This is a genomic window from Streptomyces sp. TAA486, from assembly GCF_000426165.1.
Genome location: NZ_AUEV01000003.1, coordinates 362,591 through 375,638, shown reverse-complemented (window position 1 = coordinate 375,638; position 13,048 = coordinate 362,591). Strand labels below are relative to the sequence as shown.

Genomic DNA, 13,048 nt, shown 5'->3' with positions numbered 1-13,048 from the left:
CGCGGCATGGTCCCGCCGGCGTCCACTGAGGGCATGGAAACCGAACAGGAACGCAGCAGGACGGCTCCCAGGGCGCCCGGGCCGGGCCGCTACGAGATCGACACCGTCAGCTCCGTGCTCGAGTTCACCACCCGGCACGTCTTCGGGCTTCTGCCGGTGAGCGGCACGTTCGCCATCCGGGCGGGGACCGTCGACGTCACCGAGCCGCTCGCCACCTCCCGGATCCACGCGGAGATCGCGGCGGCAGGGTTCGACACGGGGAACCGCTCACGGGACGCCGCCGTGCGATCGCGGCGGTTCCTCGATGCCGATCGGCACCCTCTCATCTCATTCGACGCCGACGCCCTGGAGGAGACGGCGGACGGGGCGCGCATCACGGGGACGCTCACAGCGTCGGGCGTCAGCACGCTCGTGAGCTTGACGGCCGGGGAGTGCGCGGTGACGCCGCGGGGGTTCACCGTCCGCGCCACGGCCCGTGTCGACCGCAAGGATTTCGGGGTGACCGCGTCTCCCGGGATGGCCGGGCGCCACCTGGACGTCGTCCTGCGCATCAGCTGCGTGCGGGTCTGACAGGGGCGCAGCCGGGGGGGGAAGGGGACGGTCGCCGGTACGGGGGTCCGGCGGCCGTCCCGCACGGTGGACGGCGGGGCACCGCCGCCGCGCCCGTCGTTAAGCTCGAAGACATGAGCGCAACGCAGAATTCGCCCGTCACCGAGACCGCCCGCCGCGCGAAGGAGGCCGCCGCCGAACTCGCCCCGCTGCCGCGCACGGCACGGGACGCGGCGCTGCTCGCCGTCGCCGACGCGCTCGTCGCCCGTACGGACGAGATCGTCGCCGCCAACGCCGCCGACATCGACAAGGCCCGTGCCGCCGGGACGCCGGACGCCATCGTCGACCGCCTGACGCTCACGCCGGAGCGCATCGAGGCCATCGCCTCCGACGTGCGCGACGTGGTCGCCCTTCCCGACCCCGTAGGCGAGGTCGTGCGCGGCTCGACGCTGCCCAACGGGCTCGAACTGCGCCAAGTGCGCGTCCCCCTCGGCGTCGTCGGGATCATCTACGAGGCACGCCCCAACGTCACGGTCGACGCCGCCGCGCTGTGCCTGAAGTCCGGCAACGCGGTACTGCTGCGCGGCTCCTCCTCCGCGTACGCCTCGAACGGTGCCCTCGTCGAGGTGCTGCGTGACGCCGTCGCCGGTGCCGGCGTGCCCGCCGACGCCGTGCAGCTCGTGCCGGGTGAGAGCAGGGACAGCGTGCGTGATCTCATGCGCGCCCGCGGCCTGGTGGACGTGCTGATTCCGCGGGGCGGGGCCTCGCTCATCCGTTCCGTGGTCGAGGAGTCCACCGTCCCCGTCATCGAGACGGGTGTCGGCAACTGCCACGTGTACATCGACGAGGCCGCCGACCTCGAGACCGCCGTCGCGATCCTCGTCAACTCCAAGGCGCAGCGCCCCAGTGTCTGCAACTCCGCCGAGACCGTCCTCGTGCACGAAGGTGTGGCGGCGGAGTTCCTGCCGCTCGCCGTGGAGGCCCTCGCCGAGGCGGGCGTGACGGTGCACGGCGACGAGGCGTGGCAGAAGGCGGGCGCGCAGGTCGTCCCCGCCACCGACGAGGACTGGGGCACCGAGTACCTCTCGTACGACATCGCCGCAGCTGTCGTGCCGTCACTGGACGCCGCGGTGCGGCACATCCGCGAGTGGAGTTCGGGTCACACGGAGGCGATCGTCACCCGCGACACCGCGGCTGCGCGCCGCTTCACATCGCTGGTCGACTCGACCGCCGTGATGGTCAATGCGTCCACACGTTTCACGGACGGCGGCCAGTTCGGTTTCGGGGCCGAGATCGGCATCTCCACGCAGAAGCTGCACGCTCGCGGCCCGATGGGCCTCCCGGAGCTGACCTCCACGAAGTACGTGGTCACGGGGGACGGTCACACCCGCGGCTAGTGCATGCGGGGCCGTCATGGGGGCGGTTGCGCATGTTCTGACGGAATCCCGCTTCTCCCTGCCCTTATTGACCACAAAGGTCTACGCTGACAGCGTGCCGGACGACGTGGGGGGCCAGCCGTTCCCGGACGGCGAGGAGCCCGAGTACCGCTACGGGGCTGCGGACGAGGAGTTCGCCGCCCTGGTGCTCGACGAGGACTTCGTACGGTCCGCGGTCATTCACGAGCCCACCGCCGTCGAACGCATATTGGCGGCCGCGCAGTCGCACGCCGAGAGCGAGACTGTCCGCGGCTTCGAGGACGGCTATGGGTACGCGCCGGGCACCGAGGGCGAGTTCAGCCTGGACGAGGACGATCCGGAAGGAGCCGGCGACCCGGACGGGCTGGCCGGCGCGGAGGATCCGGACGACGACGATGACGAGGGGCGTTTCGACCGCTCCGACTACACCGAGTACCTGGAGTCGTCCGAGGGGGACGAGTACGACCACTACGGGCCGCACGAGTCGTTCGGGCCGTACGGGCCGTACAACTACAACCCCAACTCCTTCGGCGACACCGGCCATTACGCCCCGTACCAGTACGGCCGATTTGTCGACTACGACCAGCAGGACCAGTACGGGCAGTACATCCGATTCGGCATCAACCGCCGCTATGACCCCCGTTTCGACCTGGGGGAGGAGCACGGTTCCGACTACCGCCGCCCCGGCGAACGCCGCTCCGACAACCGTCGTTCCGGGCGCGGCAAGCATGGCGCCGCCCCGCGCCGCCGCGTCTACCGCGGCCACATGCGGTGGCAGCGGCCCGTCGCGTGGCTGCTCGCCCTGGTGATGGGCATCGGCATGGTCGCCCTCGCGCTCGGCGCGGTCTACCGGGGCACGTCGCAGCAACGGCAGGACCCTTCGCCTCCGCCCGCGACGACCGACGTCGACTCCTCCGGCAAGGACCAGGACGGCGCGCAGCGAACGCCTGACGTCCCCGCGCAGCCGAAGTCCGGCTGAGGCCGGCCGCCCGGCGCGCGTACGGGTGCACGCCGTACGGACCGCACGGTCACCGGCTCGTCACGCCGGGGCGACAAGGTGTTCACGAACACGCGCATCTGCCGGGTTGTCGGCGCACCGAAGCGTTTACGGAGAGCCGGGCGGACCTACTCTGTTGGTATGGCCGGGCGAGGCAACCCCCCAGAGGGAACACCCGACGACGCGTCCGGGGGCGACGACGAGTATCGCGACGACTACCGATCCGTCGTCTTCGATGAGTCCTTCATCAAGGCTGCGCGGCTCCAGGAGTACTCCGCGCGCGAGCGCATGGAGGACGAGGAGCACGCCGCCGTACGCAACCGTGCCTTCTCGCCGCCCGGCGACGTCACCGACGAGGAGCAGAACGGCACTTACGCCCGGGGTTCCATCACCGCCTCCCGGCAGGGCATCGTCCTGGTGCTGCTGATCGTCCTCGCCTTCGGCACGGCGATCTACATGGGAATCCGCAACCCCTACCAGGCTCCGCCCGAACCGCCCGCCGAACCGATGCGCAACGCGCTGCTTCCCCTGGCGCCCCGTGACGAAGTGCCGGGCGCCACGCCCGCGGACCTCTTCCAGCACAGCCCGGCCGCACAGTTCCGCGCCGGGGCCGACGGCGTGACGCTGCCGCCCGTGCGCCGCACCCGGCACTTCTCCGAGAGCCAGGTGCTGTCGTCCCTGACAGCCGCCAAGGAGTACATCGTCACCAGCTCGCTCGACCCGTCCGTGCTGAGCGGGAACAGCGTCCGTGACGTGCGGATAATGCTCGACCCTGTGCAGCACGAGCAGTTCGACCAGAGCATGGACCATCCGCGCAACGACGGGCGGCACTCCGCGACGGGCTGGATGGTCCGCTTCGACCCGTCGAAGACGGCGCTCGCCGACGCGGGGGTCCGGGTCAACGGCACCATGACCGTGCAGGAGGCGGGCCCCGACGCACTGGAAGTCGTCGCGGACCACGTCTTCGTCTACGCGGTGCGGGCGACGGACGAGGGGGAGGGACAGAACGCCGCGAAGAATTCGTCCCTGTTCACGGTGCGGCGCGAAGTGCGCTTCCAGGTCGACCGCGAGGACCTGAGGCGGCAGCAACTGAGCGTGCTTCAGGTGTCGATGCGCGCCGGGCCGCTGCCCTGCTCCGCCGACATGTCGGGCGCGCTCGCGCCGCTGCTGGCCGGCGAGAAGGCCAAGGATGACGGGGCGGCCGGCACAGACCCGTACGCGCGCGGACGGTCCTCGGCCTCGCTGTGCGGTGTGCTCTCCACCAGCTCACAGCCGAGCCCGGCCGCGAAGAAGGACGACTAGCCACACCGGCGGACTTCAGGGCCGGTAAGTGAGGCCAGTACGAACTCCCGCGTGCCGGGCCCGTGCTGACGGAGATTCGAGCTGCCGCTCTAACTGGACCTGTCGCCGCCCGAGTTGCCGCCGCCGCTCTCGCCGTTGCCGCCGCTGCTCCCCGTGTTCTTTCCGGTGAAGGTGTCGCGCAGCTTGCCGCCCAGGTCGCCGGCGCCGCCCGCGATGTCGCGGACGAGACCCATCAGCGGGTCCTTGCTGTTCTTGAACGACTCCGTGTAGTGGCCGGCCGACTGCTTGAACGAGTCGGAGACCGACGTCTGCTTGTCGTCCTCACGCCGGTCGTAGTGGCCGTCCATGATGCGCTGGTGGTCGCGGCTCTCGGCCCACTTCTTCAACTCGGCCGCACGCACCGCGGTGAAGGGGTGGCTGCGCGGCAGCACGTTCATGATCTTCAGCACGGAGTCGCGGATGTCGCCGCCCGACTCGTACTCCTCGGCCTGCGCGAGGAAGGAGTCCACGTTCATCGAGTGCAGGTGGTTGCCGCCGGCGAGCTTCATCAGCCCGCGCATCGAAGCCTGCAGATCCTGCCCGACGAGCAGCCCCGCACGGTCCGCCGAAAGCTCCGACTTGCGGAACCACTCCCGCAGCGCCGTCACTATCGCCATGATCGCGACGTTGCCCAGCGGGATCCACGCGACCTTGAGCGCGAGATTCGTCAGGAAGAGCAGGATGGTGCGGTAGACGGCGTGCCCCGAGAGGGCGTGGCCCACCTCGTGGCCGATGACCGTCCGCATCTCCTCCTCGTCCAGCAGCTCGACGAGACCCGTGGTGACGACGATGACGGGTGCGTCGAGCCCGATGCACATCGCGTTCGGATTCGGGTCCTGACTGACGTACATCGGCGGGACCTTCTCCAGGTCCAGTATGTAACAGGCGTCCCGCAGCATCGAGTTGAGATGCGCGAACTGCTCGTCGTTGACGCGCACCGAGTTGGCGAGGAAGAGCAGCCTGAGGCTGCGCTCGGTCACCAGCCCGCTCAGTGCCTTGAAGACGGAGTCGAAACCGCTCAGTTTGCGCAGCGCGACGAGCGCCGAGCGGTCCGAGGGATGTTCGTACGCCCGGGAGGAGATCCCCGGGAAGCGGCGCCGGTTGCGGCCGGGCAGCCGCTCGGTGCCTGCGTTGTCGCTCATTGCGTTCCCCCTGTCGCTTCACCACTGTTCGCGGTGGATTGAGGTCAGCCTAGGCGCTCGGAACCGGAATCCCCGGGGCGAACGCGTCCGATGGGAAACCCCGGACGTGGGGAGGAGACGTCGCCGGGCCCCCGGAAGGTTGCGTGGAGGCGACGGACGAGCGCGATGCGGGGCCGGGTACGGCGGCGCGGGCGAAGGTGAGTTCCCCTGCGGACAGCCCAACGACAGCCGAGGCCGGGAGAGGAAGCGAGAGGTGCCGTCGGCCCGCCGACAGCCCCCGCATACGATGTGCAGCACACAACGTACTGTCCGGCTCACAGTGGATAGGTCCTGCCGAGATGACGCTTCCCAGCACCGCCCACCACGCCTTCGCCGCTCTGGCCTCCGAGGGGGGCGAGCACGCGGGCGAGCACGACCCCGTGCTTCCCTACATCACCGGTGGCGGCGCGCTGCTGGCTCTGCTTCTCCTGCTGTGGATCACCACTCGCTTCAACCGGGACCGCTGACCCTCACGCGATCCGCTGCCCTCCCGGGCGTCCCGTAACTCCTGGACGTCGCCTCGTCGTGTCGTGCCCGTGGCCCACGCGTCGTACGGGCGGAGCAGCGGAGCGCGGAACGAGGGGATAAGGTCGGCTCGCATGGGAGAGGACATAGTGCCCGGCACCGGCAAGCGGCGGCTGGGAGTGATGGGCGGGACATTCGACCCGATCCACCACGGGCACCTCGTCGCCGCCAGCGAGGTGGCCACGCGCTTCCACCTCGACGAAGTCGTCTTCGTACCGACCGGGCAGCCGTGGCAGAAGAGCCACCAGCAGGTCTCGCCCGCCGAGGACCGCTATCTGATGACGGTCATCGCGACGGCCTCCAACCCGCAGTTCTCGGTCAGCCGCATCGACATCGACCGCGGTGGCCGCACCTACACCATCGACACACTGCGTGATCTGCGAGCCGCCAACCCGGAGACGGACCTCTTCTTCATCACCGGCGCGGACGCCCTCGCCCAGATCCTGGGCTGGCGCGACGCCGACGAGCTGTTCTCCCTGGCCCACTTCATCGGCGCCACCCGGCCCGGGCACACGCTGACCGATCCGGGCCTGCCGGACGGAGGAGTGTCGCTGGTGGAGGTCCCGGCGCTGGCCATCTCCTCGACGGACTGCCGTGCGCGGGTCCGGCGGGGAGACCCCGTCTGGTATCTGGTCCCGGACGGCGTCGTGCGCTACATCAACAAGCGGGGGCTGTACGGGGAGGAGGCGCCCCACACATGAACGAGCGCTACGGATACGACCCGTACGGGCAGCAGCAGGGCCGGCAGCCGCCCGAGGAGCCCCGGTTCCTCGGCTACGACGAGCACGGGCAGCCCGTCTACGGCTACGAGGAGAGCGGGCCGTACGGGCAGCAGACCGCACAGCCGGGCCAGTCGACGCAACCGGGGCAGCCCGAACCGCAGGGCTACGGCTACGACACCTACGACGGGCGCGGCGGACAGGAGGGTTACGGCGCGTACGGACAGCAGGCGCCGCCGCAGCCGTACCCGCAGAACCCGTACCCGCAGAACCCGGTGCCGCAGCCCCAGACGCAGCAGCACACACAGCAGGAGTGGATCCCGCAGCAGCAGGCACCCGCGGGCGCGGGCCTGACCGGCGACCGCGCACAGGCGGGCGGCCAGGGCCAGGGCTCCGACGGCGGGTACCGCACGGAGGAGTTCTCCTTCGTCGAGGAGCAGGCGGACGACTCCGAGGACGTCATCGACTGGCTCAAGTTCAGCGAGAGCCGCACCGAGCGCCGCGAGGAGGCCAAGCGCCGCGGCCGCAACCGCATCGTCCTCCTCGTCGTGGCCCTCGTCATGATCGCGGCCGGCGGCGTCGGCTACCTCTGGTACGCGGGCAAGCTGCCGGACCTGAACGGGGACAAGGGCGGCGCCGCCACGGCGGCCGGCCAGCAGCGCGACGTGATCGTCGTGCATCTGCGCTCGCTGAACGGCGGCGGCAGTTCGACCGCGCTGCTCGTGGACAACGTCGACGCCAAGCGCGGCAACACGGTCCTGCTCCCGAACTCGCTCGCCGTCTCCGGCGAGAACGGTACGACGACCACCCTTGCCAAGGCGGTCGAGGACGAGGGAACGGCTCCCACCAGGGAGGCCCTCGGAACGCTCCTGGGCGCCGACATCAAGGGCAGCTGGCGGCTGGACACCCCGTACCTGGAGAACCTCGTCGAGCTGGTCGGCGGCATCAAGATCGACGCGAATGCCACCGTCCCCGGCGAGAAGAAGGGCGACGAACCGCTGGTCAAGCGCGGCAGGGCGCAGACCCTGGACGGGCGCGCGGCGGTCGGCTACGCGACCTACCGCGGGAAGGGCGAGCCCCAGACGCGTCAGCTGGAGCGCTTCGGCGAGGTCATGCACCAGACACTGCGGAAGCTCTCCAGCGACTCCAAGTCGGCGACGAGGACGGTGGAGACCCTCGGCCAGATCCCCGACCCGTCCCTGCCGGAGCCCGAACTGGGCGCCTCCCTGGCGAAGCTGGCGAGCCAGGCGAAGGGCGGCGCGTACAAGACGCAGGTGCTGCCCGTCAGGGCCAACGGCACGCTCAGCGAAGGTACGAGCGAGGGCCTGGTGAAGCAGGTGCTCGGCGGCACGGTCAAGAACACCGACCCCGACGCGGCACCCAGGGTGAAGATCGTCAACGCCAGCGGCAAGGGCGGCAGCGACGACACGGCGTCCGCGGCACTGGTCAACAGCGGCTACACCGTCGTCAAGGGCGGTGCAGGCGACAAGGCGCAGGCCCGGTCCCAGGTGACGTACTCCGACGGCAAGTACAAGGCCAAGGCGGAGGAAGTGGCCAAGACCCTCGGCCTGCCCGGGAACGCCGTGCGCAAGGGCAAGGGAGCGGCGAACGCGGATGTGGCGGTCGTGCTGGGCCGGGACTACAAGGAGTGAGAGTCCCCGGCCGGGCGTGAGATCCTTGTTCTGATACGCACACATGACCGCTGCTCCCGATGCGAAAGCTTTGCCTGTGACCGCCACGGACCGTTCCATCGAGCTGATCGACGCCGCCGCCCAGGCGGCCGCGGACAAGCTCGCGCACGACATCGTCGCCTACGACGTCAGCGACGTGCTCGCCATCACCGACGCCTTCCTGCTCGCCTCCGCACCCAACGACCGCCAGGTCAAGGCCATCGTCGACGAGATCGAGGAGCGGCTGCTGAAGGAGCAGGGCGCCAAGCCGGCCCGCCGCGAGGGCGAGCGGGACGGCCGCTGGGTTCTCCTCGACTTCGTCGACATCGTGGTGCACGTCCAGCACAGCGAGGAACGGGTCTTCTACGCCCTGGAACGGCTCTGGAAGGACTGCCCCGAGCTCGACCTGCCCGACGACGCCAAGGCGACGCACGGCAAGGGCCGCGAGCACGCCGTGCAGGAGGCGGCGGCCGGCAGGGGCGACGGCGACGGCCCGACGGACGCCTCCGCGCCGTACGGGGCATCGGAGCGGGACGGAAGCGAAGGACTGCGGTGACGGCGCCTGCCGTGACCCCCGGGCCGACGGTGCGCCGCGACCGCAGGGTCGTGCTCTGGCGGCACGGGCAGACCGCCTGGAACCTCGAGCGCCGCTTCCAGGGCTCCACCGACATCGAGCTGACCCCGGCAGGCCTGGAGCAGGCGCGCCGCTCCGCCCGCCTGCTGGCCGCCCTGCGGCCCGACGCGATCCTCGCCTCCGACTTGCGCCGTACCGCCGACACGGCGGCCGAGCTCGCCTCCATCACCGGGCTCGACGTGATGCACGACGAGGCACTGCGTGAGACCTACGCGGGCGCGTGGCAGGGCCTCACGCACGAGGAGATCGTCGAGAGGTACGGCGACGAGTACGCGGCATGGAAGCGCGGCGAACCGGTGCGGCGCGGCGGCGGTGAGCTGGAGACCGAGGTCGCCGACCGGGCCGCCCCCGTCGTGGAGCGGAACGCGGAGAAGCTTCCGCCCGGAGGCACGCTGGTCGTCGTCAGTCACGGCGGCACCATCCGCACGACCATCGGACGGCTGCTCGGCCTCGTACCCCAGACATGGGAAGCGCTCGGCGGGCTCTCCAACTGCTGCTGGTCCGTGCTCGGTGAGGGCCTGCGAGGCTGGCGGCTGCTGGAGCACAACGCGGGCACACTCCCGCAGCCGGTGCTCGGCGACGACGACTGATCCAGGCCTCGCTGATTTCCCATCCGGCCTGGTCACGGGTTAGGCTTCCTCCCGTTCACGAGGCCGTGCCACGTCCGGCCGGTGCGTGAACTGCCCGGGGCTATAGCTCAGTTGGTAGAGCGCTTGCATGGCATGCAAGAGGTCAGGAGTTCGATTCTCCTTAGCTCCACGAGTGCGAGGGTGATCTGTGTCCGCGGAGAGCGCGGACCGGGTCGCCCTCGTTGTTTTTGCGAGGCTGCGCCTCGGGGTGCGGGGGCTCCGCCCCCGCACCCCCGGCGGGGGCTCCGCCACCTGCGGCCCCTTTTGCAGGGGGTTGCGCCCCTGCGCCCCGTCGTGGCTGGTCCTTGATCCTCGCTTTCCGTTGTGGGGGGCGTCCGACCCCCTGCGCGCCCGGTGTGGTTGAGGTCGTCGTCCCGCAATCGACCGCGGTGCGCCGCGGGTTCATGGTGGGTCATGGACACAAATGTGGGGTTCTCGTGGGGTTCGGACCCGGAACAACCAGGGGTGTGCCGGACGTTCCCCGATGGGCCCGCCGCCGCGGGCACGGTTGGTGAGGCGCAGGCCGGAACCGGAATGGGTCCGGTTCCGTCGACTCTGCGAGGCTTCGCCTCACAACACGGTCCGCCCCCTATCGCCGACCAGGTCTCCTGAGCAATGGGAGAACGTGGCAGAATCGTGATGGCCGGAGGGGGGAAGGCCGAGGGAGGGCGCGTGCGATGTCGGCAGAAGTCCTCGTCGAGGGCGGTCGGCATTCGGTTCGTCCAGGCACAAGCCCAGCCATCGGTCCGGCAGCGGTGTCATCACGGACGTTGCTGTGTCCGGCATGCGGTTCATCGGACGTTGCCCAGATGCTCGGCGACAATGGAGGAGTTTCCTACGTGTGCACGACCTGCGGCCACAGCTGGGGCTGATGACTGATGGGTGCACACAGCCGGAAGTGCGACTGGTGCGGCAGCGGTACGCCCGTTGTCCGCGACATGGAACCGGTCAACCCCGAGTTCCAGTTCTGGTGTGAGGACTGCGCGAGGGCGCTGATCATAAAGGGCGATCCGATCGAGACATACCGGGAGCTGGACGGCGAGCCCATCTACGGCCGCCTGCTCGACGAGCACTGCACCCTGAAGCGCTTCTACTCCTTCGTGACCGCCTGACCGCACACCCCGAGGGTCAACCTGTTGGTGACGCGGCGGGATTGGCGACACGGTCCGGCTCGTAAGGGGCGGGCTTGCGCAGGGCCCGGACCGCCAGCACACCTGTCAGCGCCACAAAGCCCAGGCCACCGGCCGGATAGAGCGCCGAGAGGGCCATCTCACCCGCCGTCTGGTGGAGTTCGGGCTTCACCGGGCCCGGTTCACCGTGCGGAACCAACCACAGCGCGTACGAGCAGAACAGCAGCATCGCGGCCGCGGCCGACGCCCGCCACAACAGGGCCCGTTCGCGCTCCAGCGCCTCGGTGACCAGCAGCATGACGAGTGGAACGCACCACACCCAGTGATGCGACCACGAGACGGGGCTCACCAGCAGAGCCGTGAAGGCACACGCCAGAGCCGCCCACGCCGGTGCGTACGGCAGCCGCCGGCTGCCCGCCGAGGCCGCCGCGACGGCGACGGCCAGACCGGCCAGGGTTACCAGGGCCGCGGCCAGGAGCCAGGGCCAGCCCGGTTCGCCGGTGTGCAGCAACCGGGCGACGACCCCGCGCAGCGACTGGTTGTCGGTGATCTCCGTATGCCCGACGCGGTCCGACCGGAAGAGGGCGTCGAACCAGAACCGCCGCGAGTCGTACGGCAGAACCAGCGCGCTCAGCAGCACCGTGCCGGCGAACGCCCCCGCGGCGACGGCCGATTGCCGCAACTGGTGATTCCACGCGGCCGCCCGGCCGCTGCCGCGCACGGCCCGCACCGTGCCGTACAGCGCGAGGAAGACCGCGAACAGAGCCGGTGTCAGCTTGATCCCCGCGGCGAATCCGATGCCCGCACCCGCGAAGCGGTGACCGGGACGGCGCGAGAGGTCCCACAGCACAAGTGCCGTCAGCAGCAGGTTGATCTGCCCGTAGCGCAGCGTCGTCCACAGCGGCTCGCACCACACGAGCACGGCCGAGATCAGCAGCACGGCAGCGGGACGCGGCAGGTCGGCGAAGCGGGACGACCGGGAGGAGCGCCCGATCAGCCGGAAGGAGAGATGGACGACCGCCACCAGCAGGATCAGGTTGCCGGCGGTCGCCGCCGTCCGCATCGCCGCGACGTCCAGCAGCGTCAACGGCACGAACAGCAGTGCCGCGAAAGGCGGATATGTGGTGGGGAGATCCGCGTACGTGGCACGCATCGCATACAGATCGCCACCGGTGCGCACGGTCCAGCCCTCCGCCCGGTAGACCATGACGTCGATCAGGGACACGCCGCTGATCCGCTGGGCCGTCCAGAACGCGGCGAAGGAGATCAGGCAGACACCGGAAGCGATCAGTACCGGTCGCCGCAGTACGACGGCCATGAGCGGGCTACGGCCTCGGAACCTGCTCTGTGCGAACTGCTGCAGTGCGCTCACGGCGGTGCGGGCTCCGGAGTCGTGATCGTGGGAGAGGCGGACGGCGGGCGGGGGAGGGCGTCGACAGTACCCGTCGGCCAGTCAGGCCGGGAGCCCGACCGCGAGAGGCGGCGGGAAACGGATTTGGCGGAACGTGGCAGAGGCCGTGTAAGGTTGGCGACGCCGCCGAGGGGCGAACCCCGGCGGACCAGTATCGGGGCTATAGCTCAGTTGGTAGAGCGCTTGCATGGCATGCAAGAGGTCAGGAGTTCGATTCTCCTTAGCTCCACGAGTGCGAGGGTGATCTGTGTCCGCGGAGAGCGCGGACGGGGTCGCCCTCTTTGATTTTGCGAGGCTTCGCCTCGCGGGGCGGGGGCTCCGCCACCCGCACCCCCGGCGGGGGCTGCGCCCCCTGCGACCCCCTTTTGCGGGGGCTGCGCCCCCTGCGCCCCGTCGTGGCTGGGGCTTGATCCTGGCTCTTTGCGGGGGCTGCGCCCCCTGCACCCCGTCGTGGCTGGGGTTTGATCCTGGCTCTTTGCGGGGCTGCGCCCCTGCGCCCCGTCGTGGCTGGGGTTTCGCCCTCTCGCCCCGTCGTGGCCGAGGTTTGATCCTGGCTGTCTGTTGCGGGGGCTGCACCCCGGTGTGGCTGGGGTTGACCGTTGCTCTTCCTGGCGGGGCTGCGCTCTCTGGATGGCGCACTGGCCGGGTTCGGGCTCCGGTGGGGCAACTCGGTGGTGCGGGCACGGACTTCGTGGGCGCGGGCGGCGGAGGGGCGTGAAGCAGCTCACCGGTGGGCCGGAGGCCGGGGGAATCCCGTACGACGGGGCACGGCCCTTGCGGTACCCTGACCGCATGCGTGCCGCACGCCTTCTGCTTAGCTGGCCGCGCTGATCAGTCCCGGTCCCCG

Annotated in this window: 13 protein-coding genes and 2 tRNA genes; 13 read left to right on the top strand and 2 right to left on the bottom strand. The window is 70.3% G+C overall.

The window, feature by feature from the left end:
- The first annotated feature begins 33 nt into the window (after positions 1–33).
- The 4 genes from I004_RS0108400 (at position 34) to I004_RS0108385 (ending at position 4,263) form a co-directional block, all read left to right on the top strand.
- Positions 34–570, top strand: a complete 537-nt coding sequence (locus I004_RS0108400; protein ID WP_028435102.1) for a YceI family protein — start codon at positions 34–36, stop codon at positions 568–570.
- 113 nt (positions 571–683) lie between these two features.
- Entirely contained in the window at positions 684–1,946 is a 1,263-nt protein-coding gene (locus tag I004_RS0108395; protein ID WP_028435101.1) for a glutamate-5-semialdehyde dehydrogenase, read from the top strand.
- 94 nt (positions 1,947–2,040) lie between these two features.
- A complete protein-coding gene (locus I004_RS37475) occupies positions 2,041–2,943 on the top strand; it encodes an SCO2584 family spore wall biosynthesis protein (RefSeq protein ID WP_028435100.1) in 903 nt (300 codons plus the stop codon).
- Between the two features lie 159 nt (positions 2,944–3,102).
- On the top strand, positions 3,103–4,263 hold the full coding sequence (locus tag I004_RS0108385; protein WP_028435099.1) for an SCO2583 family membrane protein: 1,161 nt from the start codon (positions 3,103–3,105) through the stop codon (positions 4,261–4,263).
- An 89-nt stretch (positions 4,264–4,352) separates the two neighbouring features.
- On the opposite strand, the gene I004_RS0108380 is transcribed toward I004_RS0108385, so the two are convergent.
- Entirely contained in the window at positions 4,353–5,444 is a 1,092-nt protein-coding gene (locus I004_RS0108380) for a M48 family metallopeptidase (protein WP_028435098.1), read from the bottom strand.
- Positions 5,445–5,782: 338 nt separating this feature from the next.
- Here I004_RS0108380 and I004_RS39825 point away from each other — a divergent pair, with 338 nt between their 5' ends.
- The 8 genes from I004_RS39825 to I004_RS0108345 all read left to right on the top strand — a co-directional run bounded on the left by I004_RS39825 (position 5,783) and on the right by I004_RS0108345 (position 10,772).
- Positions 5,783–5,950: a hypothetical protein gene (locus I004_RS39825; RefSeq protein WP_037975391.1), complete on the top strand. Its 168-nt coding sequence runs from the start codon at positions 5,783–5,785 to the stop codon at positions 5,948–5,950.
- A gap of 132 nt (positions 5,951–6,082) precedes the next feature.
- Entirely contained in the window at positions 6,083–6,709 is a 627-nt protein-coding gene (gene nadD, locus I004_RS0108370) for a nicotinate-nucleotide adenylyltransferase (RefSeq protein WP_028435097.1), read from the top strand.
- Positions 6,706–8,379 carry an LCP family protein gene (locus tag I004_RS0108365; protein WP_028435096.1) on the top strand — a complete coding sequence of 558 codons (1,674 nt, stop codon included), beginning with the start codon at positions 6,706–6,708 and terminating at the stop codon, positions 8,377–8,379. The genes nadD and I004_RS0108365 overlap by 4 nt, the downstream gene beginning before the upstream one ends.
- Before the next feature lie 76 nt (positions 8,380–8,455).
- Complete coding sequence (rsfS, locus tag I004_RS32960; RefSeq protein ID WP_051344845.1) at positions 8,456–8,953, top strand: ribosome silencing factor; 498 nt, start codon at positions 8,456–8,458, stop codon at positions 8,951–8,953.
- Positions 8,950–9,621, top strand: coding sequence for a histidine phosphatase family protein (locus I004_RS0108355; protein ID WP_486579857.1), 672 nt, complete (start codon positions 8,950–8,952; stop codon positions 9,619–9,621). The genes rsfS and I004_RS0108355 overlap by 4 nt, the downstream gene beginning before the upstream one ends.
- 96 nt (positions 9,622–9,717) lie before the next feature.
- A tRNA-Ala gene (locus I004_RS0108350) sits at positions 9,718–9,790 on the top strand.
- Between the two features lie 547 nt (positions 9,791–10,337).
- Positions 10,338–10,532: a hypothetical protein gene (locus I004_RS40215; RefSeq protein ID WP_078510939.1), complete on the top strand. Its 195-nt coding sequence runs from the start codon at positions 10,338–10,340 to the stop codon at positions 10,530–10,532.
- A 6-nt stretch (positions 10,533–10,538) separates the two neighbouring features.
- Complete coding sequence (locus tag I004_RS0108345) at positions 10,539–10,772, top strand: hypothetical protein (RefSeq protein ID WP_028435094.1); 234 nt, start codon at positions 10,539–10,541, stop codon at positions 10,770–10,772.
- A gap of 16 nt (positions 10,773–10,788) precedes the next feature.
- On the opposite strand, the gene I004_RS32955 is transcribed toward I004_RS0108345, so the two are convergent.
- The gene (locus I004_RS32955; RefSeq protein ID WP_051344844.1) at positions 10,789–12,162 is read right to left on the bottom strand and encodes a glycosyltransferase 87 family protein; all 1,374 of its coding nucleotides are present in this window, start codon (positions 12,160–12,162) and stop codon (positions 10,789–10,791) included.
- A 195-nt stretch (positions 12,163–12,357) separates the two neighbouring features.
- Here I004_RS32955 and I004_RS0108335 point away from each other — a divergent pair.
- A tRNA-Ala gene (locus I004_RS0108335) sits at positions 12,358–12,430 on the top strand.
- The last annotated feature ends 618 nt before the right edge of the window (positions 12,431–13,048 follow it).